The organism is Martelella sp. AMO21009 (assembly GCF_053484295.1).
This window is the reverse complement of sequence record NZ_JBAKFR010000005.1, coordinates 178,755-203,631: the sequence shown is the minus strand read 5'-3', so window position 1 is coordinate 203,631 and position 24,877 is coordinate 178,755. Positions and strand designations below refer to the sequence as shown.

Annotated in this window: 27 protein-coding genes and 1 tRNA gene; 20 read left to right on the top strand and 8 right to left on the bottom strand. The window is 62.2% G+C overall.

Going from position 1 to position 24,877, the window contains the following annotated elements; all coding sequences use genetic code 11:
• Positions 1-374: 374 nt before the first annotated feature.
• The 13 genes from V6766_RS08780 (at position 375) to V6766_RS08720 (ending at position 11,493) form a co-directional block, all read left to right on the top strand.
• Entirely contained in the window at positions 375-695 is a 321-nt protein-coding gene (locus V6766_RS08780) for an FtsB family cell division protein (RefSeq protein ID WP_448465532.1), read from the top strand.
• A 147-nt stretch (positions 696-842) separates the two neighbouring features.
• Positions 843-1,865 (top strand): pyruvate dehydrogenase (acetyl-transferring) E1 component subunit alpha, encoded by a 1,023-nt coding sequence (pdhA, locus tag V6766_RS08775; protein ID WP_448465530.1) that lies wholly within the window; start codon positions 843-845, stop codon positions 1,863-1,865.
• A gap of 16 nt (positions 1,866-1,881) precedes the next feature.
• Positions 1,882-3,276 (top strand): pyruvate dehydrogenase complex E1 component subunit beta, encoded by a 1,395-nt coding sequence (locus tag V6766_RS08770; RefSeq protein WP_448432897.1) that lies wholly within the window; start codon positions 1,882-1,884, stop codon positions 3,274-3,276.
• Positions 3,277-3,288: 12 nt separating this feature from the next.
• Positions 3,289-4,677, top strand: coding sequence for a pyruvate dehydrogenase complex dihydrolipoamide acetyltransferase (locus V6766_RS08765; protein ID WP_448465528.1), 1,389 nt, complete (start codon positions 3,289-3,291; stop codon positions 4,675-4,677).
• Between the two features lie 10 nt (positions 4,678-4,687).
• On the top strand, positions 4,688-5,326 hold the full coding sequence (locus V6766_RS08760) for an SGNH/GDSL hydrolase family protein (protein ID WP_448465526.1): 639 nt from the start codon (positions 4,688-4,690) through the stop codon (positions 5,324-5,326).
• 75 nt (positions 5,327-5,401) lie between these two features.
• Positions 5,402-5,638 (top strand): YdcH family protein, encoded by a 237-nt coding sequence (locus tag V6766_RS08755; protein ID WP_448465524.1) that lies wholly within the window; start codon positions 5,402-5,404, stop codon positions 5,636-5,638.
• 66 nt (positions 5,639-5,704) lie between these two features.
• Complete coding sequence (gene lpdA, locus V6766_RS08750) at positions 5,705-7,150, top strand: dihydrolipoyl dehydrogenase (protein ID WP_448465522.1); 1,446 nt, start codon at positions 5,705-5,707, stop codon at positions 7,148-7,150.
• Between the two features lie 71 nt (positions 7,151-7,221).
• Positions 7,222-7,476: a GlsB/YeaQ/YmgE family stress response membrane protein gene (locus V6766_RS08745; protein WP_448465520.1), complete on the top strand. Its 255-nt coding sequence runs from the start codon at positions 7,222-7,224 to the stop codon at positions 7,474-7,476.
• Between the two features lie 145 nt (positions 7,477-7,621).
• Positions 7,622-8,596 (top strand): lipoyl synthase, encoded by a 975-nt coding sequence (gene lipA / locus V6766_RS08740; RefSeq protein WP_448465518.1) that lies wholly within the window; start codon positions 7,622-7,624, stop codon positions 8,594-8,596.
• Between the two features lie 54 nt (positions 8,597-8,650).
• Positions 8,651-9,028, top strand: coding sequence for a fluoride efflux transporter CrcB (gene crcB, locus V6766_RS08735; protein ID WP_448465711.1), 378 nt, complete (start codon positions 8,651-8,653; stop codon positions 9,026-9,028).
• Between the two features lie 62 nt (positions 9,029-9,090).
• Complete coding sequence (locus V6766_RS08730; protein ID WP_448465516.1) at positions 9,091-10,080, top strand: RluA family pseudouridine synthase; 990 nt, start codon at positions 9,091-9,093, stop codon at positions 10,078-10,080.
• A 1-nt stretch (position 10,081) separates the two neighbouring features.
• A complete protein-coding gene (locus V6766_RS08725; RefSeq protein ID WP_448465514.1) occupies positions 10,082-10,747 on the top strand; it encodes an HAD-IA family hydrolase in 666 nt (221 codons plus the stop codon).
• Positions 10,744-11,493 carry an ATP12 family chaperone protein gene (locus tag V6766_RS08720; RefSeq protein WP_448465512.1) on the top strand — a complete coding sequence of 250 codons (750 nt, stop codon included), beginning with the start codon at positions 10,744-10,746 and terminating at the stop codon, positions 11,491-11,493. The genes V6766_RS08725 and V6766_RS08720 overlap by 4 nt, the downstream gene beginning before the upstream one ends.
• 114 nt (positions 11,494-11,607) lie before the next feature.
• Here V6766_RS08720 and fghA read toward each other — a convergent pair whose 3' ends face one another.
• Genes fghA through V6766_RS08700 form a run of 4 tightly spaced genes read right to left on the bottom strand, consistent with a single transcriptional unit; the run spans position 11,608 to position 14,489 of the window.
• A complete protein-coding gene (gene fghA / locus V6766_RS08715) occupies positions 11,608-12,438 on the bottom strand; it encodes an S-formylglutathione hydrolase (RefSeq protein WP_448465510.1) in 831 nt (276 codons plus the stop codon).
• 13 nt (positions 12,439-12,451) lie between these two features.
• On the bottom strand, positions 12,452-12,901 hold the full coding sequence (locus tag V6766_RS08710) for a YaiI/YqxD family protein (RefSeq protein WP_448465507.1): 450 nt from the start codon (positions 12,899-12,901) through the stop codon (positions 12,452-12,454).
• Positions 12,898-13,362: a GNAT family N-acetyltransferase gene (locus V6766_RS08705; protein WP_448465506.1), complete on the bottom strand. Its 465-nt coding sequence runs from the start codon at positions 13,360-13,362 to the stop codon at positions 12,898-12,900. Before V6766_RS08705 ends, V6766_RS08710 begins: the two co-directional genes overlap by 4 nt.
• Entirely contained in the window at positions 13,362-14,489 is a 1,128-nt protein-coding gene (locus V6766_RS08700) for an S-(hydroxymethyl)glutathione dehydrogenase/class III alcohol dehydrogenase (protein ID WP_448465504.1), read from the bottom strand. Before V6766_RS08700 ends, V6766_RS08705 begins: the two co-directional genes overlap by 1 nt.
• A 192-nt stretch (positions 14,490-14,681) precedes the next feature.
• Here V6766_RS08700 and V6766_RS08695 point away from each other — a divergent pair, with 192 nt between their 5' ends.
• Positions 14,682-15,059, top strand: a complete 378-nt coding sequence (locus V6766_RS08695) for a helix-turn-helix domain-containing protein (protein ID WP_448465502.1) — start codon at positions 14,682-14,684, stop codon at positions 15,057-15,059.
• A 5-nt stretch (positions 15,060-15,064) separates the two neighbouring features.
• Here the strand turns inward: V6766_RS08695 and lipB are convergent, their stop codons facing one another.
• Positions 15,065-15,781, bottom strand: a complete 717-nt coding sequence (gene lipB, locus V6766_RS08690; RefSeq protein WP_448465500.1) for a lipoyl(octanoyl) transferase LipB — start codon at positions 15,779-15,781, stop codon at positions 15,065-15,067.
• A gap of 194 nt (positions 15,782-15,975) precedes the next feature.
• Between lipB and V6766_RS08685 the strand changes: the two genes are divergently transcribed.
• Positions 15,976-16,060: transfer RNA gene (locus V6766_RS08685), tRNA-Leu, on the top strand.
• Between the two features lie 136 nt (positions 16,061-16,196).
• Here the strand turns inward: V6766_RS08685 and V6766_RS08680 are convergent.
• The 3 genes from V6766_RS08680 to V6766_RS08670 all read right to left on the bottom strand — a co-directional run bounded on the left by V6766_RS08680 (position 16,197) and on the right by V6766_RS08670 (position 18,777).
• On the bottom strand, positions 16,197-16,676 hold the full coding sequence (locus V6766_RS08680; RefSeq protein ID WP_448465498.1) for a hypothetical protein: 480 nt from the start codon (positions 16,674-16,676) through the stop codon (positions 16,197-16,199).
• Positions 16,669-17,892 (bottom strand): hypothetical protein, encoded by a 1,224-nt coding sequence (locus V6766_RS08675; RefSeq protein WP_448465496.1) that lies wholly within the window; start codon positions 17,890-17,892, stop codon positions 16,669-16,671. Before V6766_RS08675 ends, V6766_RS08680 begins: the two co-directional genes overlap by 8 nt.
• A gap of 243 nt (positions 17,893-18,135) precedes the next feature.
• Positions 18,136-18,777 carry a trimeric intracellular cation channel family protein gene (locus V6766_RS08670; protein WP_448465494.1) on the bottom strand — a complete coding sequence of 214 codons (642 nt, stop codon included), beginning with the start codon at positions 18,775-18,777 and terminating at the stop codon, positions 18,136-18,138.
• Between the two features lie 481 nt (positions 18,778-19,258).
• On the opposite strand from V6766_RS08670, the gene V6766_RS08665 reads away from it, so the two are divergent.
• Genes V6766_RS08665 through V6766_RS08645 form a run of 5 tightly spaced genes read left to right on the top strand, consistent with a single transcriptional unit; the run spans position 19,259 to position 24,861 of the window.
• Complete coding sequence (locus V6766_RS08665) at positions 19,259-19,999, top strand: SDR family NAD(P)-dependent oxidoreductase (protein WP_448465491.1); 741 nt, start codon at positions 19,259-19,261, stop codon at positions 19,997-19,999.
• A 60-nt stretch (positions 20,000-20,059) separates the two neighbouring features.
• Positions 20,060-21,424 (top strand): MmgE/PrpD family protein, encoded by a 1,365-nt coding sequence (locus V6766_RS08660; RefSeq protein ID WP_448465489.1) that lies wholly within the window; start codon positions 20,060-20,062, stop codon positions 21,422-21,424.
• A complete protein-coding gene (locus tag V6766_RS08655) occupies positions 21,421-22,386 on the top strand; it encodes a branched-chain amino acid ABC transporter permease (protein ID WP_448465487.1) in 966 nt (321 codons plus the stop codon). Before V6766_RS08660 ends, V6766_RS08655 begins: the two co-directional genes overlap by 4 nt.
• Positions 22,383-24,164, top strand: a complete 1,782-nt coding sequence (locus V6766_RS08650) for a branched-chain amino acid ABC transporter ATP-binding protein/permease (protein WP_448465485.1) — start codon at positions 22,383-22,385, stop codon at positions 24,162-24,164. Before V6766_RS08655 ends, V6766_RS08650 begins: the two co-directional genes overlap by 4 nt.
• On the top strand, positions 24,151-24,861 hold the full coding sequence (locus tag V6766_RS08645; protein ID WP_448465482.1) for an ABC transporter ATP-binding protein: 711 nt from the start codon (positions 24,151-24,153) through the stop codon (positions 24,859-24,861). Before V6766_RS08650 ends, V6766_RS08645 begins: the two co-directional genes overlap by 14 nt.
• Positions 24,862-24,877 lie beyond the last annotated feature (16 nt).

The following is a 24,877-nucleotide window of genomic DNA, read 5'->3' as shown; positions in this document are numbered from 1 at the left end:
GCCGCATAGCCCCCAATCAATCTCCCCCCTTGAGGGGGAGATGCCCCGACAGGGGCAGAGAGGGGTGAACCCTCTCCGTGAGCACAGTGTTTGCGGCTTTTAGGGCTTACGCCCTTTACCCCTCTCTGTCGCGTTCGCGACATCTCCCCCTCAAGGGGGGAGATTGTTGGCTGCCAGGTCCTTGGGTGGAGCCGACGTCGAGCAAAACTGAAATCCCAGCGGATGTGAATACTTCTCAGCCAGTCCCGATTGCCGCTCCGAGTTCGCTACGAAAGCCGCATTTCCTCCCATCCCGCCACCACCCGGTTTAGCCTTGGTTAAGGTTCACGCGTTAGTGTGAATCCATTGTATTGCGTAGCCTTCCGGACAGCTTCATGTGGACCCGACATCATAAATCCCGGTTTTACGGCCGCCTGATCGTACCCGCGATCACCGTCTGCTTCATGAGCTACTTCATCTATCACTCGATCCACGGCGATTACGGCCTGATCGCCGGCGAGCGCTTTGCCGCCCACAAGGCGCTGAACGAGCGCAAGCTGGAGAAGCTCGTGGCCGAACGGCAGGCGATGGAGAAACACGTCAAGATGCTCTCCGACGGCTCGCTGATGAAGGATGCGCTCGATGAGCAGGCGCGTTACGCGCTGAACCTGCTGAAACCCGACGAGATCGTGATTTTCGAGCGAAATCTCCAATAAACTGAAATCAAGTTAATAGAACTTTTAATAAGTAATTACAGTAATTTGATGCGACATATGTCATGCTAAATCTAGCATTGCCGTGTCGCACAAAAGCGCTTAATGTGACTGCCAATTCCACGTCTTTCCTTAACGAAGGAGACCCTGATGGCGTCCCAAGCGTCCGCTTCACGGAAATCACCCAAAAAAGAAGATAATAAACGGATCACGGAATTCGACCGTGATCAGGAAATGCATGCTCTTCGTGAGATGCTGATGATTCGCCGTTTTGAGGAAAAGGCCGGCCAGCTTTACGGCATGGGCTTCATCGGCGGTTTCTGTCACCTCTATATCGGTCAGGAAGCGGTCGTTGTCGGCATGCAGATGGCGTTGAAGGATGGCGATCAGATCATCACCAGCTACCGCGACCACGGCCATATGCTGGCAACCGGCATGGAAGCGCGCGGCGTGATGGCCGAGTTGACCGGTCGACGCTCGGGCTATTCCAAGGGCAAGGGCGGCTCGATGCACATGTTCTCCAAGGAGAAGGCATTTTACGGTGGCCACGGCATCGTCGGCGCGCAGGTTCCGCTCGGAACCGGTCTCGCCTTCGCCAACCGCTATCGCGAGAACGACCATGTCGCCGTTGTCTATTACGGCGATGGCGCGGCCAATCAGGGCCAGGTCTATGAAAGCTTCAACATGGCCGAGCTCTGGAAGCTGCCGGTGGTCTATGTTGTCGAAAACAACCGCTACGCCATGGGCACATCCGTCTCGCGCTCCTCGGCCGAGACCGATTTCTCCAAGCGCGGCGCCTCGTTCAACATTCCCGGCAAGCAGGTCGACGGCATGGATGTCCGCGCCGTGAAGGCGGCCGCGGAAGAAGCTGAAAGCTTCGCGCGTGAGGGCAATGGCCCGTTCATCCTCGAAATGATGACCTATCGTTATCGCGGCCACTCGATGTCGGACCCGGCGAAATACCGCTCCAAGGACGAGGTCCAGAAGATGCGCGCCGAGCACGACCCGATCGAGCAGGTCAGGAAGCGGCTTCTGGATAAGAAGTGGGCGACGGAAGACGAGCTGAAGGCGATCGACAAGGATGTGCGTTCGGTCATCTCCGACGCCGCCGATTTCGCCCAGACCGATCCGGAGCCGGATGCGTCCGAGCTCTACACCGACATCCTGCGCTAAGACGGGGAGGGATACCATGCCTACCAATATTCTCATGCCGGCACTCTCCCCGACGATGGAAGAGGGCAACCTTACAAAGTGGCTCAAGAAGGAAGGCGACAGCGTCGCCGCCGGTGATGTGATCGCCGAGATCGAGACCGACAAGGCGACGATGGAGGTCGAAGCCGTGGACGAAGGCACGATCGGCAAGATCTTGGTCGAGGAAGGCGCCGAGGGCGTCAAGGTCAACACGCCGATCGCCGTTCTGCTGGAAGAAGGCGAAAGCGCCGACGATATCGGCAAGGCGGACGCCGCCGAGCAGCCGAAACAGTCCGAAAAGGCCCCCGAGGTCGAGCAGGAAGAAAAACCGCAGGCCTCTGCTTCGAATGCGCCGGCCGAGCCGAAGGCCGTTGAGGTCGCGTCCGATCCGGATATTCCGGAAGGCACGGAAATGGTTTCGACCACAGTGCGCGAAGCGCTGCGCGATGCCATGGCCGAGGAGATGCGCGCCGATGGCGATGTCTTCGTCATGGGCGAGGAAGTCGCCGAATATCAGGGCGCCTACAAGATCACACAGGGCCTGCTGCAGGAGTTCGGTGCCAAGCGCGTTGTCGATACCCCGATCACCGAGCACGGCTTTACCGGCGTCGCCGTCGGTGCAGCGCTGGCCGGCCTCAAGCCGATCGTCGAGTTCATGACCTTCAACTTCGCCATGCAGGCGATGGACCAGATCATCAACTCCGCCGCCAAGACGCACTACATGTCCGGCGGCCAGATGGAGAGTTCGATCGTGTTCCGCGGCCCGAACGGCGCGGCGGCCCGCGTGGCGGCCCAGCACTCGCAGTGCTACGCCTCGTGGTACAGCCATATTCCGGGTCTCAAGGTCGTCATGCCCTATACGGCTGCCGACGCAAAGGGGCTGCTGAAGGCGGCGATCCGCGATCCCAATCCGGTGATCTTCCTCGAAAACGAAATCCTCTACGGCCATAAATTCGATGTGCCGAAGCTCGATGATTTCGTGCTGCCGATCGGCAAGGCCCGCATTCACAAGACCGGCAAGGACGCAACGATCGTTTCCTTCGGCATCGGTATGACCTATGCGGTGGAAGCGGCGGCCAAGCTCGAGGAAGAAGGCATCGACGTCGAGATCATCGACCTGCGCACCATCCGCCCGATGGACCTTCCGACGGTCATCGAATCGGTGAAGAAGACCGGTCGTCTGGTCACCGTCGAGGAAGGCTTCCCGCAGTCCTCCGTTGGCACCGAGATCGCGACCCGCGTCATGCAGCAGGCCTTCGACTATCTCGATGCGCCGATCATGACGATTGCCGGCAAGGATGTTCCGATGCCCTACGCCGCCAACCTCGAAAAGCTCGCCCTGCCGAACGTCGGTGAAGTCATCGATGCGGTCAAGGCCGTCTGCTACAAGTAAGGGAGCGTCAAGATGCCCATCAAGATTACGATGCCGGCGCTTTCGCCGACCATGGAAGAGGGCAATCTTTCCAAGTGGCTGGTCAAGGAAGGCGACAGCGTTTCGGCCGGTGATGTGATTGCCGAGATCGAGACGGACAAGGCGACGATGGAAGTCGAAGCCGTCGACGAGGGCACGGTTGCCAAGATCGTGGTGCCGGAAGGCACCGACGGCGTGGCTGTCAACGCCCTGATCGCGGTCCTTGCCGAAGACGGCGAGGATGCCGCCGAAGCCGCCAAGGCGGCCGAAGGCGGCGATGCGCCGGCAAAGCAGGCTCCCAAGGAAGACAAGCCGAAGGAAGAGACCAAGGCCGAGAAGTCGTCCTCCGACGAAACGGCCGAAAAGGTCGCCAAGGGCGGCGTGCCGTCCTCCGACACGCCGGTTCCCGAGCCCAAGGCGCCAGCGGCGCCCAAGGCCGATGGCGAGCGCATCTTCGCTTCGCCGCTTGCCCGTCGTCTGGCCAAGGAAGCCGGTCTCGACCTCGCGCAGCTTTCCGGTTCCGGCCCGCATGGCCGCATCGTCAAGCGCGATATCGAAAAGGCCGAGAGCGAGGGCGTCGGCAAGGCCGCGGCCAAGCCGGAAGCCGGCAGGCAAGAGGCTGCCGCCGCTCCGCTGCCGAAGGCGACCTCCGAGGAGGCGGTTCTCAAGCTGTTCGAGGAAGGCTCCTACGAACTCGTGCCGCATGACGGCATGCGCAAGACGATCGCCAAGCGCCTCGTCGAATCCAAGCAGACCGTGCCGCATTTCTATGTCACGATCGATTGCGAGCTCGACGCGCTGCTGGCGCTCAGGAGCCAGCTCAACAAGGCAGCCCCCGTCAAGGACGACAAGCCGGCCTACAAGCTCTCCGTCAACGACATGATCATCAAGGCCATGGCGCTTGCGCTGAGGGATGTGCCGACAGCCAACGTCTCCTGGACGGAAAACAACATGGTCATGCACAAGCATGTCGATGTCGGCGTTGCCGTGTCGATCCCGGGCGGTCTGATCACACCGATCGTGCGCCGGGCGGAGGAAAAGCCGCTCTCGGTCATCTCCAACGAGATGAAGGATCTGGGCAGCCGCGCCCGCGAGAAGAAGCTGAAGCCCGCCGAATATCAGGGCGGAACGACGGCCGTGTCGAACATGGGCATGATGGGCGTCAAGGACTTCGCCGCCGTCATCAACCCGCCGCACGCCTCGATCCTCGCCGTCGGCGCGGGCGAAAAGCGGCCGGTGGTCAAGAACGACGAACTGGCGATCGCGACCATGATGTCGGTCACGCTTTCCACCGACCACCGCTGCGTCGATGGCGCGCTCGCGGCCGAGGTTCTGGCGGCGTTCAAGGGCTATATCGAAAACCCGATGTCGATGCTGGTCTGAGGGCGGGCCGATGAAGACGGTTCTTTGCTATGGCGATTCGCTGACCTTCGGGCATGACCCGAACGGAGAGCAGCGGCATGCGCATGAGGACCGCTGGCCGATGGTGCTGCAGAAGGCGCTGGGGGAGGGCGTCCACGTTCTCCCCGAGGCGCTGGGCGGCCGTACCACGGCCTTTGACGATCACACGGCGGCGGCCGACCGCAACGGCGCGCGGATATTGCCGACGCTGCTTGCCAGCCACACGCCGCTCGATCTGGTCGTGATCATGCTCGGCACCAACGATCTGAAACCATGGACCGGCGGCGGGGCGTTGGCGGCCAGAAACGGCATGAAGCGGCTGATCGAGATCGTGCGGGCGCATCCCTATCCGTTCGATCATGCCGCGCCGGATATCCTGGTGGTTGCGCCGCCGCATGCCGTGCCCACGGCCAACGATATCGGCATGGGCTTTTTGAAGGGCGTGGTTGAGCAATCGCAGATGCTCTCGACCTTCTACAGCGAACTGGCCGACGAACTGGGCTGCGGTTTCTACGATGCGGCCTCGGTCGCAAGCGCAAGTCCGGTGGACGGCGTCCATCTCGATGCGGAAAACACCCGCGCCATCGGCCGCGGTCTTGAGCCGATCGTCAGGATGATGCTCGGCCTGTGATTTTTTTGATTAATATCAAGGAGTGAACACGAAGCGCGGATAGGGTGGATATCAACCACAACAGAGGAGATATCCATGTCGAACACCCCGCACGAACTGGCCGATGAATTCCCTGAATTCGCCGACCGGATTCACGAATTGAAAGTCGAGGATGCGCATTTTGCAAAGCTCTTCGACGACTATCACGAGGTAAACCGCGCCATCCACCGCGCGGAGGAAAACATCGAACCGACCGATGACGCGCATATGGAAGAAATGCGCAAACGCCGGATGGTTCTGAAGGACGAAATCTACGGGATGCTGAAACCATAGCTGCGGCCGCATCCCTCAAGCGGGCCGGGCGGCTGACGTCCGGCTCCCCTTAAAGGAGATACACCCGTGTCTGAGACCTACGATGTCCTCGTCATCGGCGCCGGCCCCGGCGGCTATATCGCCGCCATCCGCGCCGCCCAGCTCGGCCTGAAGACCGCCGTCGTCGAACGCGAACACATGGCCGGCATCTGCTCCAACTGGGGCTGCATCCCGACCAAGGCGCTGCTCAGATCCGCCGAGGTGCTCGACAACACCAACCACGCCAAGGAATACGGGCTCGTCATCGAAGGTCAGGTCAAGGCCGATCTCGATGCGATCGTCAAGCGCTCGCGCGGCATTGCCGAGCGGATGAATGCCGGCGTGATCTATCTGATGAAGAAGAACAAGGTCGACATCATCTGGGGCGAGGCGACGCTGTCGAAGCCCGGCGAGGTCACCGTCTCCGAGGTCAAGAAGAAGGTCGTGGAGCCGCAGGCCCCGACGCCGAAAGGCGCCAAGGGGCCCGGCACCTACAACGCCAAGCACATCATCGTCGCGACCGGCGCACGGCCGCGCGCGCTGCCCGGCATCGAGCCCGACGGCACGCTGATCTGGACCTATTTCGACGCGCTGAAGCCGGCCAAGATGCCGAAATCGCTGCTGGTGATGGGCTCGGGCGCGATCGGCATCGAATTCGCGTCCTTCTACCGCTCGCTCGGCGTCGAGGTGACGGTGGTCGAGGTGATGAAGCAGGTCATGCCGGTCGAGGACAACGAGATCGCCAAGTTCGCCCAGAAGCGGCTGGAAAAGCGCGGCATCAAGATCATGCTCGAAGCCAAGGTTTCCAAGGTCGAAAAGGGCGGGGACAATGTCACCGCGCATGTCGAGACTAAGGACGGCAAGGTCGAGAAGATCACCGCCGACCGGATGATCTCGGCCGTCGGCGTGCAGGGCAATATCGAGAATATCGGGCTGGAAAAGCTCGGCATCAAGACCGATCGCGGCTGCATCGTCATCGACGACTACTGCAGGACCAATGTCGAGGGCATCTACGCGATCGGCGATGTCGCAGGCCCGCCCATGCTCGCCCACAAGGCCGAGCACGAGGCCGTGATCTGCGTCGAAAAGATCGCCGGAGAAAAGAACGTCCATCCGCTGGACAAGCTGAAGGTTCCCGGCTGCACCTACTGCAATCCGCAGGTTGCCTCGGTCGGTCTGACGGAAGCCAAGGCCAAGGAAGCCGGCCGTGAGGTCCGCGTCGGTCGGTTCAATTTCGTCGCCAATGGCAAGGCGGTGGCGCTCGGCGAGGATCAGGGCATGGTCAAGACCGTGTTCGACAAGAAGACCGGCGAACTGCTCGGCGCGCATATGGTTGGCGCGGAGGTTACCGAACTGATCGAGGGTTTCGTGGTCGCCATGAACCTGGAGACCACTGAGGAAGAATTGATGCACACAATCTTCCCGCATCCGACTCTTTCCGAGATGATGAAGGAAAGCGTGCTCGACGCATATGGGCGTGTACTTAACGCATGATTCCTCTATGTTATCGGTAGCGGGGACGCTAGGACCTGCTTTGACGTCTAACAAAAAGGGAGACGCATTCTATGGAAGATCAAGGTGTAGGCTGGATTGCCGCCATCATTATCGGCGGTATCGCCGGATGGCTTGCCGAGAAGTTCATGAAGTCCGATACGGGCATCATCATGAACATCATTCTCGGCATTGTCGGCGCCATTGTCGCCAACGCTATACTGGGCGTGTTCGGGATTTCGCTTGGTGGCGGCTGGCTTGGCTATCTGATCGCCGGTTTCATCGGCGCGGTCATTCTGATTTTCGTCGGACGTCTGATCCGGCGCTAGGGCACTTCGCTGTCGGGTGAAATCCTGACATTCGCGAAAATGCCGCAAGAACAAGATAGACCGGGTTCGCACTCCACGAATCCGGTCTAACGAAAAACGAAGTCGTCCGGGCCGGAAAGGCCCGCCGGCGGTCAAGGACGAACAGATGGTTACGCTTCTCGATACGACAAGTGACGCACAAAAGCGTGTGCGCCATCCCGAAAAGGCCCACAGGCCCGATACCGAAGTGCTGCGCAAACCGGACTGGATCCGCGTCAAGGCACCGGTCTCGCGCGGCTATCAGGAAACCCGCGGGATCGTGAAGGAGAACAAGCTCGTCACGGTCTGCGAGGAGGCCGGTTGTCCGAATATCGGCGAGTGCTGGGACAAGAAGCACGCCTCGTTCATGATCATGGGCGAGATCTGCACCCGCGCCTGCGCCTTCTGCAATGTCGCGACCGGCAAGCCCGGCGCGCTTGATCCGAACGAGCCGGAAAACATCGGCAAGGCGGTTGCCCAGATGGGGCTGATGCATGTCGTGATCACCTCCGTCGACCGTGACGATCTGGCTGATGGCGGCGCTGAACATTTCGAGAAGGTGATCTACGCCATTCGTGCGGCTTCCCCGGATACGACGATCGAGGTGCTGACGCCCGATTTCCTGCGCAAGCCCGGCGCGCTGGAGCGCGTGGTGGCCGCGAAACCGGACGTATTCAACCACAATCTCGAAACCGTCCCGTCGAACTATCTGACGGTGCGTCCCGGCGCGCGTTATTTCCATTCGATCCGGCTTTTGCAGCGGGTCAAGGAACTCGATCCGAACATGTTCACCAAGTCCGGCATCATGGTCGGCCTCGGCGAGGAGCGGAACGAAGTGCTCCAGCTCATGGACGATCTCCGCACCGCCGATGTCGACTTCCTGACCATCGGCCAGTATCTGCAGCCGACCCGCAAGCATCACCGCGTTGTGAATTTCGTCACGCCGGACGAATTCAAGTCCTATGAGACGGTCGCCTACACCAAGGGCTTCCTGATGGTGTCCGCAAGTCCGCTGACGCGTTCCTCGCATCACGCCGGCGAAGACTTCGCCCGCCTGCGCGAAAACCGCGAGAAGAAGCTTGCCATGGTGGCGGCGGAATAGTCCGAGGTTTCAATCCGTCCCGCTGCAACAACGGAGCAGATTTTGCCAACCTTCCTGCAACACGCTCTCATCGTGGCCGCCGGCGGCGCGCTCGGCTCCGTCGGCCGTCATTTCGTCGGTGTTCTGGCGACGCGCCTTGGCGCCATCACTTTTCCCTGGGGCACGCTGGCGGTCAATATCATTGGTTCGCTGCTGATCGGGTTGCTGGTGGAGGCCGTGGCGCGGGTTCTGAACGAATCCGCCGAGGCGCGGATGTTCATCGTGATCGGCTTTCTCGGCGGCTTCACCACCTTCTCCTCGTTTTCGCTCGATGCCATGAACATGATCGAACGCGGCGACGTGCTGCCGGCCGCGCTCTATGTCATCGGCAGCGTCGTGACTGGTCTCGGCGCGGTCTGGGCGGGTCTCGCTATCGGACGGTTGGTATTTTAGCCCGTTTCATTCCGCTCCATCATGCGATAGAAGCCATTTCCTGAGTAACAGGGTCGCATCGCATGGCGGGTATCGAACATATCAAGGTGGATCAGGACGAGGCGGGCATGCGTCTCGATCGCTGGTTCAAGCAGCATTATCCGGGCCTCGGTTTCGGCGCGCTGCAAAAGCTGCTGCGCTCCGGGCAGATACGCGTCGATGGCGGGCGGGTGAAAACCGATACCCGGGTCGAGCCCGGTCAGATGATCCGCATACCGCCGATGAATGTCGACCCCAAGAAATCTGGCCCGATCCCGGGCAAGGACCTCAAGCGCTCGCCGGACGGCGAGTTGCTGTCGCGCATGCTGCTGCATGAGGATGAGCGGGTGTTTGTGCTGAACAAGCCGGCAGGCCTTGCTGTGCAGGGCGGTTCCGGCGTGGTGCGGCATATCGACAAGATGCTGGAGGCCTGGACCAACAAGAAGGGCGAAAAGCCGCGCCTCGTTCACCGCCTCGACCGCGATACATCCGGGGTGCTGGTGATCGCCCGCTCGCGCCGGGCCGCGCAATCGCTCACCGAAGCCTTCCGTCAGCGCACCACCAAGAAGACCTACTGGTCGCTGGTCAAGGGCGTGCCGCGCAAGCGCGAGGACAAGATTTCCACCTGGCTGGTGAAGGAACAGACGCCGGATGGCGACCGGATGCGGATCGCGAAACACGGTGAGCCGGACGCCGATCACGCTGTCTCCTACTACCGCGTGGTCGATACCGCGGCACACAACCTCGCCTGGCTGGAAATGGAGCCCTATACCGGGCGCACCCATCAGCTGCGCGTCCACGCCCATCATATCGGCCACCCGATCATCGGCGATCCGAAATATTTCGATGACGACCCCAACTGGGAGTTTCCGGGCGGCATCCAGAAACGGCTGCACCTGCACGCCCGCCATATCGATGTGCCCCATCCCGATGGCGGCCGGCTCCGCGTAACCGCGCCGTTGCCGCCACACATGGTGCAAAGCTGGAACCTGCTCGGCTTCGATGCCGACCGCGAGGATCTCGACAAGGAATGACATGAGACTAGTATTGTTCGATTGCGACGGCACGCTGGTGGATACGATCGCCATCATCCAGGAATCGATGGCGCGCACCTTCACCCATTTCGGCTATCCCGTTCCGGCCATCGAGAAGACCCGCGCCACCGTTGGTCTGACGCTCGATACGTCGATCGGGCTGCTGCTCGGCCGCGAGGACCCGGACGAGGAATGCCGCGAGATGATGGCCTATTACCGCTCGCTGTTTGCCGTGGTGCGCGCCGATCCGGCCATGCAGGAGCGGCTTTTCGAGGGCATCGCGCCGATGTTGGAGCACCTTTTCCTACAGGATGATCTCCTGATCGGTGCGGTGACGGGAAAGTCGCGGCGCGGGCTTGATCACATGCTCGATCTGCATGGCTATGCCAGCAAGTTCGTGGTATCGCGCACCGCCGACGACTGCCCCTCCAAGCCGCACCCGGCCATGGTGCTGGAATGCTGCGTTGAAACCGGCATCGAGCCGGCCGAAACCGTGGTGATCGGCGATTCCGTCTATGACATGCAGATGTCCCGCTCCGCAGGGGCCGATGCGATCGGCGTCTCGTGGGGCTATGGCGCAACCACGGACCTTACGACCTCGGGCGCCTCCGCGATAGCCGAAAGCCCGGATGATATCCTCAAACTCGTGCTGAAGACCGTCCAATGACCGAGACCGATCCGATCCGCCGCTCGCAGGAACTGATGCGGGCCGAACTGCCGAAGAAATTCTATCAGACCGCCGCCGTCGAACAGGACGGCGACGGGTTTGCGATCAAACTCGATGGCCGCGGCGTGAAGTCACCCGGCCGCAATCCGCTGATCCTGCCGACGGCAGATGCGGCCGAAATGGTGCGCGCCGAATGGCAGGCGCAGGATAAGGTGATCGATCCGGCGAAAATGCCGGTCACGCGGCTTGCCAATACGGTGATCGACGGCGTGGCGCAGAATGCCGATGCGGTGTTCGAAGAGATCATCGCCTATGCCGGCAACGACATGCTGTTCTATCGCGCCGAAAGCCCCGAGGAGCTTGTGGCTCGGCAGGCGGAGCGCTGGGACCCGGTTCTCGACTGGATGGCGGAGGAATTCGGCGCGCGTTTCGTGCTCGTGGAAGGCATTATGTTTTCCGAGCAACCCCCTGAAAGCGTTTCGGCTTTCCGCAGCGAGCTCGACCGACACCGCGCCCCCTTCGCCCTTGGAAGCCTCCACGTCATGACGACGCTCACCGGCTCGGCCCTCGTCACCCTCGCGCTGGCGCGCCGGCGCCTGACGCTGGACGAGGCCTGGGCGCTCGCCAATCTGGAAGAGGACTGGACCATCGAGCACTGGGGCGAAGACGCCGAAGCCGCCGCCCGCCGCGCCAAGCGGTTCGAGGACATGAAGGCCGCGCATGATTTGTTCGTGGCTCTGGGGTAGGCGACGCGTCGCTCTGGCCCCATAATCTCCCCCTCAAGGGTGGAGATTGTGGGCGGCAAGGCTCCCGATACACATCAGCCGCTTCATGCGCGGCAGCGCTGTTCAAGTGCCCCCTCACACCCGCTCGGCATGCCAGCGCAGGTGGTCGTCCATGAAGGTGGAGATGAAGTAGTAGGAGTGGTCGTAGCGCTCGTGCATGCGTAGCGTGAGATCGATATCGGTGCCCTTGACCGCCTCCTCGAACATCCACGGCTTCAGCCCGTCCTCGAGAAAATTGTCGGCCTTGCCCTGGTCGATCAGGAAGGCGGGAAAGCGTGCGCCATCCTCCACCAGCGCGCAGGCATCGTGCTTGCGCCAGACGGACTGGTCGGAACCGAGATATTTCGTGAACGCGCCCTGCGCCCAGGCCGATGTGGATGGCGAGACAATCGGCGCGAAGGCCGAGCAGCTCTTGTAGCGGCCGGGGTTCTTCAGCGCCAGCGTCATCGCGCCGTGGCCGCCCATGGAGTGGCCGAAAATGCCCTGGCGATCCATGTCGACGCGGAAGCTCCTGGCGATCAGCGCCGGCAGTTCCTCGGTGATGTAGCTTTCCATCCTGTAGTGTTTCGACCACGGCTCCTCGGTGGCATCGACATAAAAGCCCGCGCCCTTGCCGATCTGCCAGTCCGTCAGCGCGTCGGCGACATCCGTGCCGCGCGGGCTGGTGTCCGGGCAGACGATGATCAGGCCAAGCTCGGCGGCCATGCGCCGGTACTCGCCCTTCTCCATGACATTGGCATGGGTGCATGTGAGGCCGGAGAGATACCAAAGCACGGGGCAGGGCCGCTCGATCGCCTGCGGTGGCAGGAAGACGGCGAAGGTCATCTCGCATCCGCAGGTCTCCGATTCGTGCGAGAAGACGCCCTGCATGCCGCCGAAGGCGGTGTTTTCGGAAATAATGTTCATCGTGATTCCTTCGTCATTCACCGGAGGACTTCGCCTTGCGGCAAAGCATCTCCATTGTTTGCAGAAAGGTCGAGCGGTCGCGCGCCGAAAACGGCGCGTTATAGCCCTTGCTCTCGCCGGTCTCGCGCAGATGCTGGCCGAGATCGCGCATGGCGCGGGCCATGCCGATATTCTTGTCGTCGAAGATCCGGCCCGTGGGCCCGGTCACCATCGCGCCGGCGGCCACGCAGCGCTCCGCAAGCGGCACATCGGCGGTAACCACGATATCGCCCGCGCCCGCGCGCTCGGCGATCCAGTCATCGGCGGCATCGAACGCGCCGGAGACGATGACGTTTTTTATCATCGGATCGCGCGACGGGCGAAGGCCGGTATTGGCGACAAAGGTCACGGGCAGGCCGTGCCGCTCGGCCACCTTGATGACCTCCGACTTCACCGGACAGGCATCGGCATCGACATAGATCATGAGGCGCGCCTTGCGGCGGCGCGGACCATGTCCACATGCGGGATGCCGTCCTCAAGATATTCCGCCGAGGTGACGCTGAAGCCGAGAGTGCCATAGAAACGCTGCAGATGCGCCTGCGCCGAAATCGCGATCGCCGCGCCCGGCGAGCGTTTTTCACAGGCGGCAATCGCCTCTCGCATGATGCGCTCGCCGAGACGCTGGCCGCGATAATCGGGCGCAACGACGACGCGGCCGATTCGCGCTTCGCTCTTGGACGGGTCGGCTGCGAAGATGCGGGCATAGGCGGCCAGCCGGCCATCTTCCAGAAGGCGCAGATGCAGCGCCTCCGGGTCCTTGCCGTCGATCTCGGGATAGGGGCAGTTCTGCTCGACCACGAACACGTCGATCCGCAGCCGCAACAGGTCATGCAACTCGCCCGGCGTGAGCGCATCCAGCCGGGCGATATCGACGGTCAATGCCATCAGTAGAGGACGACCGAGCGGATGCTCTCGCCGCCATGCATCAGATCGAAGCCCTTGTTGATGTCTTCCAGCTTCAGCAGATGGGTGATCATCGGATCGATCTCGATCTTGCCGTCCATGTACCAGTCGACGATTTTCGGCACGTCGGTGCGCCCGCGCGCGCCGCCGAAGGCGGTGCCCATCCAGGAGCGGCCGGTGACGAGCTGGAACGGACGGGTGGAGATTTCCTGGCCCGCGCCGGCAACGCCGATGACGACCGACTTGCCCCAGCCGCGATGGGAGCTTTCCAGCGCCTGACGCATGACAGTGGTGTTGCCGGTGCAGTCGAACGTGTAGTCCGCGCCGCCGATCGTATCCGCGCCGCGCTTGGTGAGGTTGATCAGGTAGGGCACGATCTCCTCGCCGATTTCTTTTGGATTGACGAAATGGGTCATGCCGAAGCGCTCGCCCCACTCCTTCTTGTCATTGTTGAGGTCAACGCCGATGATCATGTCCGCGCCGGCAAGCCTGAGCCCCTGGATGACGTTGAGGCCGATGCCGCCGAGACCGAAGACGATCGCCGTCGCGCCGATTTCCACCTTGGCCGTGTTGATCACCGCGCCGACGCCGGTGGTCACGCCGCAGCCGATGTAGCAGACCTTGTCGAACGGCGCGTCCGGGTTGATCTTGGCCACCGCGATTTCCGGCAGCACGGTGAAATTGGCGAAGGTCGAGCAGCCCATATAGTGGTAGAGCGGCTTGCCATCGAGCGAGAAACGCGAGGTGCCGTCCGGCATCAGGCCCTGACCCTGGGTCGAGCGGATGGCGGTGCACAGGTTCGTCTTGCGTGACAGGCAGGACGGGCATTCGCGGCATTCCGGTGTGTAGAGCGGGATCACGTGATCGCCCTTCTTCACCGAGGTTACGCCCGGGCCGACGTCAACCACCACGCCCGCGCCTTCATGGCCGAGGATCGCCGGGAAAATGCCTTCCGGGTCGGCGCCCGACAGCGTGAAATCGTCGGTGTGGCAAATGCCCGTGGCCTTGACCTCGATCAGCACTTCGCCCGCTTTCGGCCCCTCGAGCTGAACATTCATGATTTCCAGCGGCTTTCCCGCTTCAACAGCCACTGCGGCGCGTACATCCATCGGCATTACTCCCGGATTCCATTGTTTTCGTGCTCGGAGTTTCGCATGCGCGCTCCATCATCGGCAAGTATGCAAGCGACCAATTTCAGTTGATTTGCGGAAAGCGGCGGGTGTGGGTGGCGGTTTTGCCCGCGATTGGCTATGAAGGGTCAAGACCGGGCAAACCGGCGCGGTTTTCGGGAAGGAAGCGCAATGGACGAGAAACTCTACGCCGACGACACCCTCGGCGGCAGGCTGCTTGCCGCGCGCGAAAGCGCAGGATTGAGCCTCGATACCGCGGCCGCGCGGCTTGGCGTTGCGCCACTGACGCTCAGGAACTGGGAATGCGACCGCGCCGAGCCGACCGTCGAGCGCCTGGTGAAGATCGCCGCGATCCTCGGCGTGCGCCCCTTCTGGCTGATTTCCGGCGACTGGGAAGAGGATTGCGGCGAGGCCGGGATGAAACACACCGACATGGTGATGGGCATCAACCGCGTGGGAAAGACCGGCCGCCGCGACGGCGATGCCAAAGGCACCGCATCGCGCGCGCGTCTTTCAGGCTTTGCGACCGGCAACAGGACGCTGCAATAACGCGGTCAGTCCTCGATTTCCGTTTCTCCGAATACATCCTCGAAGGCTTTGCGCAGGGCGATGTCGACATCGCCCATGGTCACCGGCAGGCCGAGGTCGACGAGGCTGGTGACACCATAGCCGGAAATGCCGCAGGGCACGATGCCGCCGAAATGATCGAGTTCCGGCTCGACATTGATCGACAGGCCGTGAAAGCTGACCCAGCGCCGAAGCCTGATCCCGATCGCGGCGATCTTGTCTTCGGCCATGGAGCCGTCCGGTAGCGGCGGGCGTTCGGGCCGCCGGACCCAGACGCCGACCCGGTCCTCGCGCCGCTCGCCGCGCACATTCATCGAATCGAGCGTCTTGATGATGGTCTCCTCGATCGCGGCGACGAAGGCGCGCACATCGCGGCGGCGACGCTTCAGGTCCAGCATCAGATAGGCGACCCGCTGGCCGGGGCCGTGATAGGTGTACTCGCCGCCGCGTCCGGTCTCATAGACCGGGAATCGGTCGGCGATCAGCAGGTCGGAAGCATTGGCGCTGGTGCCGGCGGTGTAGAGCGGGGGATGCTCGACCAGCCAGACGAGCTCGTCCGCCTTGCCGGACGCGATCAGGTCGACCTCGCGCTCCATTTCGGCCAGCGCTTGCGGGTATTCCGTCAGCCCCTCGCTCATCCGCCAGCGCACCGGCGGGCTACCGGGCTCGGGGTGCATCAGGGTTTCGATGTCGCTTCTTTGCATGTGCGGATCCTTCGGCCTTCTCCTTGCAGATTTGGGGCGGGACGGCAAGCGCCGCAAGGCCTGTCGCGGCGGGCGGAGAGCGCGGTTTCACACTTCGCGTGCAGAAATGAAAAAAAACGATCAATGGCGCTTGTGTGGCGAGTTTGCTTTTGCTACATGCTGCGGCGCCGGCACAAACCGGCATCTACCACGATGCGGTCGTGGCGGAATTGGTAGACGCGCAGCGTTGAGGTCGCTGTGGGGCAACCCGTGGAAGTTCGAGTCTTCTCGACCGCACCATTTTCAAAGTTATCATCGTTATTTTGCGGCATGTTTTCGGATGCCGGGCGTTTCTTCGCATCTTTGCGGCGCTGCACGGCATCCGAGATGCGTTTCAGCGATCGATTCGTCGGGTGTCGACCTCGTAACCATTTCTCTACCAGAAGCTGATGGAGAAAATCTTTCCCTCGCCGGTTCCGCCGTTCATGAACACATGCGTGGCGTCGTAGAGCCGGAGGCGGTATTGCTCGATGTCATATCCGGTGTCCGGAACATATGCACGGGAATCCGGTCCGTCGACGAGGTCTTTCGGGTCGTCCGACTTGCAGAGACGAATCTCGCTGCCGGGTTTCAGCGCCGATGTCAGCATTGAAAGACCGCTAAAACTGGGGTCCAGCCGTATGCCGAGGCCGAAAAGCCAGGTGCCGTACTCCTCGCTGAAGTCGAGTTCCGGGACAACGAGACCGACATTGGTATAGAGCAGACCGGTATGCAGCGGATTGCTGTTCTCCTTGGTCGAATAGAGCTTGGCGCTTGTTGGATGGACGCTCACTTCGCGGCCCAGGGCGGTTCCGTCGCCAAAGTTCATGAAATCCATGGAGGCCGGGGAGTTTCCGAAAATTCCGAGCTTAAACATGTTCGATTCCTTTCATGGAGAGAGCGGCCAACACGAACTCCGAAAGGTCTTTTTCCGTGGCCTGCCTGGGCCCGTCCTGAACACCCCTGCGACCGGGTCTTCCGGCCACCGGCGTGTCGCCCGGTGCGGCCAGGCCGTTGCCGTCTGTATCCCTGACAGGGTTTCCGGGCTTGCCAGGGCTTGCCACCGGCGGTGCGCTGCGTCCGGGAAAGGACTCTCCTTGAGCGCCTCTTTTCCCGCCTTCTCCAGGCTGGCCGTGCGCGCCTCCGAACGCAGGTACGAGGTGGGCGGTCGCCGGCTCTCCGGGCCGGCTGTAGACTGAGCCGGCCATCGGCCAGCCATCGGGGTCACGATAAAAGGCGCGGCAGTCGCCCCCATCTCCCGCGTTTCCGTTCCAGCCGTGGTCCCCGCCGCGTCCGCCCGGCGCTGCGTGGCCGCCCGGCCCGCCATCTCCCCCTCGTTTGGCGCGATGGAGGATGTTGCCATCTCCTCCCTTGCCGCCTTGGCCTCCCTGCCTGCCGCTTCCGCCGTTTCCGCCTCGTTGTCCTCTGCCACCTTTTCCGCCATCGCCTCCTGTGGAAGTGATGGTGACGGATGCCCCGTTCAGAAAGGCGTTGACGATCAGGGTAATGTCCTTGCCTCTACGACCGTGCTCGCCGTCGATTCCGTGCAAACCATCAGCGCCCGGGCTTCCGTCGTCGCCCTTGCCGCCGTTCTCTCCATTGGTGGCCGATGTGGAGTCGTATTCAGCATCGCGCCCGGGCTGGCCGCGGCGGCCAACATTCGCGCCGTCGGAACCATGTTGCGCCGGGCCGGACCTTGGCGGAGCGTCTTCTGCCGACAGCGGCGCAGGATCGTTTGCAATCGCTATGGGACCTGCGCCATATCCGGCGAAGATCTGCGTATGGCAATTCACCACAATGCGGCCCTGCGGGAGGAAGCGCAATTCGTTATCGACGTAGATCGTCAGCACGAAATCGCTGTCTTCGCCTTCATATTCAAACCGAACGGTCTTATCGATCTGCAGGTCGGAATATCTTAAGATCGGTGAATCGTCGGAAATACCCGTTTTTGATTGCAGCGGAGCGGCGAATGAGGCGGATTCGATTGCCTTCGAGAAATGGGAGAATATTTTCGAGATTTCGAAATTCGGATCCTTCTCCCGCTCCATGATTGTACTTGCAATTTTGGATCTTAGATCAACCAGCGCAGGCATTGCCGTCTCCCCTGAAATTTGATGCTGCGTTTATTTCTCAAAACAATAGACCGTCAGATTGGATGATCCCAGTGAAATTACCCCGGTTATTCCATCTTTGAGCTTCTCCACCTGCCGCCGCCCTCGTTCTGGATGGCGACGCGATCGGCATGGAGGGGTTTATCGGGTGGCCGGTTGTCCACAATCGAGCGATTCCGGACAGGATACGGCTTGCCTTCCGGCTGGACGCGGTGCGTTGCCGGTTTAGTCCAGGTCGTGCTTGTAGATGAATTTCGGCATGCTCCAGTTGTACCGCAAAGCCAGCATTCGGAGGCAAAGCCCTGTGGCGACGGCCAGCAGCAGAACCAGATTGTGATCGAACCCCAGCCGTCCGCCGCCGGCAAAGATTGCGCTGGTGATGACCGAAACCGTCGCATAAAGTTCGGCGCGCAACAGCAGCGGCACGTCATTGCAGAGGATGTCGCGCAGGACGCCGCCAACACAGCCGCTGATCATGCCCGCCGCTATGACGACAAGTATCGGCTGCTCCAGGCCAATCGCGATATTGCTGCCGATGACGCTGAAGACAACGAGCCCGACTGCATCGAGAAACAGGAATACACGTTGCAGCCGGTGCATGTGCCTTGCAATCATGATTGTCAGTATGGCGGCGCCGCCGGTCACCAGCAGCAGGCCCGGGGAGCCGACCCACGACAGGGGATGATGATCGAGAAGCAGGTCCCGCACAGAACCGCCGCCCAGTCCCGTGACGCAGGCCAGCAATATGACGCCGACCCAGTCCATGCTGCGCCGCCCGGCTGCAAGCGCCGCGGTCATGGCTTCGGCCGCCAGGGCGACTAGGTAGAATATGTGGAGGATGTGCAGTGTCGTCGGATCGGTTATCATGGCGTGCTCCCGGGCTGTCTGCGGCGTCGCTATTCCTCTACACCATTCGCCTGAAATTCGAGAAACCGCCAGGCGTCTTCCCGGCACCCGCTTTCGGCAAACGGGCCGTGGGGGGCCGGGTGTCAGCCGTTCCAGTTGGCGATCAGTTTGGCCCGGACAACCATCGGAGCCGTCCGGACCAACCACGGCAACACGTTTAATTCACGCCATCAGCAAGCCAGACGTCTTTCATCCCGCGTGAAGGCGGTCGCCGGCGGATGGCCGCGCCCGGGCCGCGTTGCCCCCGTTTCCATATCCAGTAATCGCGATTTCATCATGCTGAACGACCTTTGCCGTTCAGAACGAGTTCGACATTTCCCAGTTGTTCCGGCCGTCATACGGTCGCCTGAAACGGAAATATTTTAATATTGTATTATTGTCGTTATATGTTACGGATAGTTGAAGCACGGCGGGAGGCCGCGCGAAACGGGAGGTGATTTTCATGCTGGAAGGACTGCGCGCCATCGTCACGGGCGGCGGAAATGGGCTCGGACGCGCGATCGCGCTCGACCTGATTGCCCGCGGCGCGACTGTCGGCGCACTGGACATCGATGGCGAGGCGCTTGAGCGGATGGCGGACGAGGTTGAGGGCGGCAGGCTTGTACCCCTGCGCTGCGACATTTCCGATCGCGCCGCGACAATGGCCGCGATCGAAGGCTTCGCCGAAAACGGCGGGCTCGATATCCTCGTCAACAATGCCGTGGCCTTTCACTATGCCGAACTGGAGGTCTTTCCTCCCGAAAAGATCGAGCGGATGCTGGATGTAGGGCTCAAGGGAACGTTCTGGGCATCGCAGGCGGCCATTCCGTTTCTGAAGAACAGCGAAAACGCCAGCATCGTCAACCTGTCTTCGATCGCGGTATCGATCGCGATCGGCACGGCCTCCGTCTACACCTCGATCAAGGGCGCGCTCGACGCGCTGACCCGCCAGCAGGCGGCCGAACTTGGACCCAAGGGCATAAGGGTCAATGCCGTCGCGCCAGGTTCCGTGCGCACGCCCGGCGCGTCTGCCGTGATCACAGATAGTGGCTGGGAGGAGCGGACGGCGAAATCGCTGCTCGGACGTCTTGCCGAGCCGGAGGATGTTGCCCGCGCGGTGGCGTTTCTGGCCTCGTCCGATGCCCGCTGCATCACCGGCGTCACGCTCAAGGTGGATTGCGGCATGACGATCAAGGGAGCGTGAAGGACGATCGCGCAAAAGCAGGCAGTCGAAAGGATAGGGCCCGATGGGAGGGAGAATTTCATGACCGCACGAACCGTTCTGACGGATCTGGTCGATCAGGCTTTCGAGAAAAACGAATTTCCAGAGGCCGCGCGGGAAAAGGCCGCGATCTGCCTTGCCGATTTCCTGTCATGCGCCATTGAATCGGCGGACCTCCCCTGGAGCCGGCAATCCTTTGCGCTGGCGGCGGGCAGGGCTGGCGATTGCGCCATCGTTGGCGAGGCAGGCGGCTACACTCCCGAGGATGCGGGGTTTGCCAATGCGGTGCGCGGGCACGGTCTCGTGCGCGAGGACATGCATGCCGGCAGCCTTTCGCATATGGGCGTAGTAATCTGGCCGGTGCTGCTCGCACTTGCCGGTGAGGCGGCGGACCTCAAGACACGACCGCTTGATGCGGCGATTGCCGGATACGAGATTGGCGGTCGGGTCGGCCGCGCGCTGATGACGCCGGAAATGGCGCGTCTCTTCCGTCCTACGGGTCTCGTCGGTCCGCTGTCCGGCACGCTCGCCGGCGCGCTGCTTCTCGGCCTCGACCGAGAGACGACCGTCAACGCGCTGGCGCTTGCGATCAATTCCGCCGGCGGCCTCAATGAATGGCCGCATAGCGGCGCGGACGACATGTATTTCCATCCCGGTTTCGCCTCCCGCAACGTGCTGACGGCCCTTCGGCTGGCGCGGCTCGGCGCGCATGGCTCCGCAAGCGCCGTTGATGGCGTGGCCGGGCTTTTCGCCGCTTTCGGCCGCCAGAAAGCGCCGGACCAGATCGTTCTCTATCCCGAGGGCGAATGCGAGATCATGGCGGTGTTCAACAAGGAAGTGCCGGCCTGCAATTTCGCCCAGTCGCCCTGCCAGGTGGCGCTGGCCGCCGCCGAGTGGGTGGGCGAGGGCGACAGCATCAAGTCCATCCATCTGTCGACCTATGATGCCGCGCTCAACTATCCGGGCTGTAACTATCGCGGGCCGTTCGAGACGCCGCTGCAGGCCAAGATGAGCATCTTTTTCGGCATGGGGGCGGCGATTGCGCGCGGCGAGATCGCCGAGGCAAACTATGCGCTGCTCGATGACCCGTGCATCGCCGAACTGATCGGGATCACCACGGTTTCGATTTCCGACGAGCTCAACAACGCGTTCCCGGCGCGTCAGGGCGCAAGGGTGAAGATCGAGACGACATCAGGTGCGGTGATCGAGGAGGCGCTCGACGATATCCGTTCGGCATCGCCCGGCCTCGTGCGTGAACGGCTTTCGAAGGTGGCGAAGGCGCGGCTTGGAGCCGGTCGGGCAAGCGATCTCGATCGTGCTGTCGATCAGCTTGCCGCCAATGACGCGGCAAGCCTCGCCGCGCTCGCCCGGCTCGCGGCAGCCAAGAGCGGGGAGGGCGTCCCGTGACGGATTTCCAGTTCTTCATCGAGAACGTCCTCCAGCTCCTGATCACCGGCGTATCGCTCGGCGCGATCTACGGGCTGATGTGCGTTGGCCTTGCGATGATCTTCGGGATCATGCGGGTCATCAATTTCGCCCAGGGCGATTTCATAATGGTTGGCATGTATGCCGCCTATTTCGTGTTCACCGCGCTCGGCTTTCAGGCGCTGTTCGGAAGCGGGCTCGGCCCTTATCTCTCGGTGATCGCCGCAGCGCCTGCCATGTATGCCTTTGGCTGGCTGATCCACCGCTTCCTGATCCGCCGGGTCACCGGCCGGCAGTCGATCGAGATGGAGGGCGATGGCCATTACGCCCAGCTCATCCTCACGCTCGGCATCGCGCTGATCCTGCAGAACGGCGCGATGATCCTGGTCGGGGCCGATCTGGTCTCGATCCGCACGCCGCTTTCAAGCGAGGCCTGGGTGCTGGAGCCGTTTGGCGAGAGCATGCCGATCATGCTGTTCTTCAACAAGTCGCGCATCTTTGCCATGCTGGTTTCCAGCGCCGTCATCATTGCGTTGTGGCTGCTGATCCAGCGGAGCTTCCTCGGCAAGTCGCTGAGGGCGGCCGCCGATAATGCGGAAGCCGCGACTTATATGGGCATCGATGTTGACCGGGCGCACCGGATCGCCTTCGCGATCGGCACGGCGGTGACGGCGATCGCCGGCGGGCTGCTCGCCACCAGCTATCCCTTCAGCCCGTTCGTCGGCCTGGAATATGTGATCATCATGTATGCCGGCGTCGTGCTTGGCGGCATCGGCAGCATTATCGGCGCGTTCTGGGGCGGGATGATCATCGGTCTCGTGCAGCAGTTTTCGACGCTGGTGCTGCCGACGCAGCTTCAGAACGCGACAATCTTCGTGTGCTTCCTGCTGGTGGTGATGCTTCGCCCGCAGGGCCTGTTCGGACGCAATGTGGATCGGACATGATGATGAAGACAGGCAGCAAGTCTCTCCTTTATTTCATCGTTCCGGCGCTCGCCTATCTGGCGCTCGCGGCATTCGTGACCAATTCCTATTACCAGCTCATGCTCACGCTGATCCTGATCTGGGCGACCTTCGGGCTGAGCTGGAACATTCTGAGCGGCTATACCGGGCTGATATCCTTCGGCCATGCCGCCTTCTTCGGCGCGGGCGCCTTCGCCACCGTGCTGGCGCAGATCTACTGGTCGATCACGCCCTGGGTGATGTTCTTCGCCTCGGGCGTGATCGGCGCGGTGCTTGGCGTCGCCATCGGCTTTCCGACCTTCCGCCTGCGCGGCCACTATTTCGCGCTCAGCATGCTCGCCTATCCGCTGGCCTTCATGTACGTCTTCCTCTGGCTTGGCTTTCCCGAGGTCAGCGTGCCGCGGGTGCACGACAATCCGGCAGCCTACATGCAGTTCTCCGACGGGCGGGTCTACACGCTGATCGCTATGGCCTTTCTGATCGTCGTGGTGCTGTTGTCGCGGAAGATCGAATCCTCCCGTTTCGGCATGGCGCTGATCGCAATCAAGCAAAACGAGGCGGCGGCAGAAGCGGCCGGGATCGACTCGCTGCGCTGGAAGCTTCGCGCCATCGCCGTCAGCGGCGCGATCGCGGCCATGGCGGGTTCGCTCTATGCCGTCGTCATTCTGGTGATCACGCCGCAATCCGTGTTCGGCATGCTGGTGTCCGCCCAGGCGCTGACGGTGGCGATGTTCGGCGGCATCGGCACGTTCTGGGGACCGATCATCGGCGCGGGCTTCCTGATACCGATCGCGGAAATCCTGCATGCCGAACTCGGCAGCATCCTGCCCGGTATTCAGGGCGTGGTTTACGGCGTCGCGATCGTGGTGCTGATCACGCTCGCGCCGGAGGGGATGTTCTGGAAGGTGCGCGACTGGATGGGCAAGGCCCGGAAGAAGGGAGGGCCCGAGACGCATCCGGCAACGCAACCGCTGGACCTGACGGTAGTCGAACCACGGGATTTCTCTCCGGCCGTCGACGGTTCCGACATCGTGCTCGACGTGCGCAACATGTCCAAGAATTTCGGCGGACTGAAGGCGGTTCAGGATGTCAGCTTTCAGGTGCGGCGCGGCATGATTCTCGGGATCATCGGCCCGAACGGGGCCGGCAAGACCACGCTTTTCAACCTTCTGAACGGGTTCCAGACGCCAACATCCGGCCAGGTCTTCGTCAATGGCAAGGACATGGCGCGCAGCAAGCCGCATGTGCTGTGCCGGGCAGGGGTGGGCCGCACGTTCCAGATCATGCGTCCTTTCACGCGCATGACCGTGCGCGACAATGTCCGCACCGGGGCCTATGTGCGGGCCGAGAGCGAGGCCGAGGCGGCGGAGGTTGCCGATGACGCCCTGCGTCAGGTCGGGCTGTCGGCGATCTCGAACCGCCCTGCCGGCGAACTCACCACCAAGGAACTGCGCCTGATGGAGCTGGCGCGCGCCCTTGCCGGCAAGCCGCACACCCTGCTTCTCGACGAGACGCTTGCCGGCCTCGGCCGCGACGAGGCCGCCGAGGTCGTGGCGGTGATCCGCCGGCTTTCCGCCAGCGGCATGACGGTGGCGATCATCGAGCACACGATGCAGGCCATGGTGCAGCTGGTCGACCGCTTCCTGGTCCTCGACCATGGTCAGGTGATCATGGAGGGGGCGCCCGAAGAAGTCACCAAAAACCCCCACGTCATCGAGGCCTATCTCGGCAAGAAGTGGAGCGCCCATGCTGAAGATTGAAAATCTCACGGTCGGCTATTCCGCAAGCGTTCCGGTGCTGCACGACGTTTCGATCAGCATCGAGGCTGGCCAGTTCATCTCCGTGGTCGGGCCGAACGGCGCGGGCAAGACAACGCTGTTCAAGGCGATCTCCGGAACGCTGACGCCCATCGGCGGCCGGCTGAGTTTCGAGGGCGAGGACATTTCGAGCCTTGAGCCGTCGCGGCGGCCGCATCTCGGCATCGCCCATGTCCCGGAGGGTCGGCAGGTGTTTCCCTCGATGACCGTGCTGGAGAATCTCGAAATGGGCGCGGTGCCCAAGGCCGGGCGGGATGAATGGGCCGCAAATCTGGAGCGGATCTACACCTGGTTTCCGGTGCTGAAGGAGCGCGCCGGACAGTATGCCGGCACGCTTTCCGGCGGCCAGCAGCAGATGCTTGCCATCGGGCGCGGCCTCGCATCGTCGCCCAAGCTGATCATGCTTGATGAGCCGTCCATGGGGCTTGCGCCGTCGATCGCGGACTTCGTGTTCGAGAAGCTGATGGAGATCAGGCGGGATCTTGGCCTCGCCATTCTGCTGGTCGAGCAGCGCGTGGCGGAGGCGCTGCAATTTGCCGATCGCGGCTATGTGCTCGAAACCGGTCGCATCGTTCTGGAAGGAGACGGCGACACGCTGATGGCCGATGACCGCATCCGCCAGGCCTATCTCGGAATGTAATGAGAACTGAACAAAG

Coding starts and splice junctions, on each gene's coding strand:
- V6766_RS08780 (WP_448465532.1), top strand. CDS start 375: ATGTGGACCCGACATCATAAATCCCGGTTTTACGGCCGCCTGATCGTA.
- pdhA (WP_448465530.1), top strand. CDS start 843: ATGGCGTCCCAAGCGTCCGCTTCACGGAAATCACCCAAAAAAGAAGAT.
- V6766_RS08770 (WP_448432897.1), top strand. CDS start 1,882: ATGCCTACCAATATTCTCATGCCGGCACTCTCCCCGACGATGGAAGAG.
- V6766_RS08765 (WP_448465528.1), top strand. CDS start 3,289: ATGCCCATCAAGATTACGATGCCGGCGCTTTCGCCGACCATGGAAGAG.
- V6766_RS08760 (WP_448465526.1), top strand. CDS start 4,688: ATGAAGACGGTTCTTTGCTATGGCGATTCGCTGACCTTCGGGCATGAC.
- V6766_RS08755 (WP_448465524.1), top strand. CDS start 5,402: ATGTCGAACACCCCGCACGAACTGGCCGATGAATTCCCTGAATTCGCC.
- V6766_RS08745 (WP_448465520.1), top strand. CDS start 7,222: ATGGAAGATCAAGGTGTAGGCTGGATTGCCGCCATCATTATCGGCGGT.
- lipA (WP_448465518.1), top strand. CDS start 7,622: ATGGTTACGCTTCTCGATACGACAAGTGACGCACAAAAGCGTGTGCGC.
- V6766_RS08730 (WP_448465516.1), top strand. CDS start 9,091: ATGGCGGGTATCGAACATATCAAGGTGGATCAGGACGAGGCGGGCATG.
- V6766_RS08725 (WP_448465514.1), top strand. CDS start 10,082: ATGAGACTAGTATTGTTCGATTGCGACGGCACGCTGGTGGATACGATC.
- V6766_RS08720 (WP_448465512.1), top strand. CDS start 10,744: ATGACCGAGACCGATCCGATCCGCCGCTCGCAGGAACTGATGCGGGCC.
- fghA (WP_448465510.1), bottom strand. CDS start 12,438: ATGAACATTATTTCCGAAAACACCGCCTTCGGCGGCATGCAGGGCGTC.
- V6766_RS08710 (WP_448465507.1), bottom strand. CDS start 12,901: ATGATCTATGTCGATGCCGATGCCTGTCCGGTGAAGTCGGAGGTCATC.
- V6766_RS08705 (WP_448465506.1), bottom strand. CDS start 13,362: ATGGCATTGACCGTCGATATCGCCCGGCTGGATGCGCTCACGCCGGGC.
- V6766_RS08700 (WP_448465504.1), bottom strand. CDS start 14,489: ATGGATGTACGCGCCGCAGTGGCTGTTGAAGCGGGAAAGCCGCTGGAA.
- V6766_RS08695 (WP_448465502.1), top strand. CDS start 14,682: ATGGACGAGAAACTCTACGCCGACGACACCCTCGGCGGCAGGCTGCTT.
- lipB (WP_448465500.1), bottom strand. CDS start 15,781: ATGCAAAGAAGCGACATCGAAACCCTGATGCACCCCGAGCCCGGTAGC.
- V6766_RS08680 (WP_448465498.1), bottom strand. CDS start 16,676: ATGTTTAAGCTCGGAATTTTCGGAAACTCCCCGGCCTCCATGGATTTC.
- V6766_RS08675 (WP_448465496.1), bottom strand. CDS start 17,892: ATGCCTGCGCTGGTTGATCTAAGATCCAAAATTGCAAGTACAATCATG.
- V6766_RS08670 (WP_448465494.1), bottom strand. CDS start 18,777: ATGATAACCGATCCGACGACACTGCACATCCTCCACATATTCTACCTA.
- V6766_RS08665 (WP_448465491.1), top strand. CDS start 19,259: ATGCTGGAAGGACTGCGCGCCATCGTCACGGGCGGCGGAAATGGGCTC.
- V6766_RS08660 (WP_448465489.1), top strand. CDS start 20,060: ATGACCGCACGAACCGTTCTGACGGATCTGGTCGATCAGGCTTTCGAG.
- V6766_RS08650 (WP_448465485.1), top strand. CDS start 22,383: ATGATGATGAAGACAGGCAGCAAGTCTCTCCTTTATTTCATCGTTCCG.
- V6766_RS08645 (WP_448465482.1), top strand. CDS start 24,151: ATGCTGAAGATTGAAAATCTCACGGTCGGCTATTCCGCAAGCGTTCCG.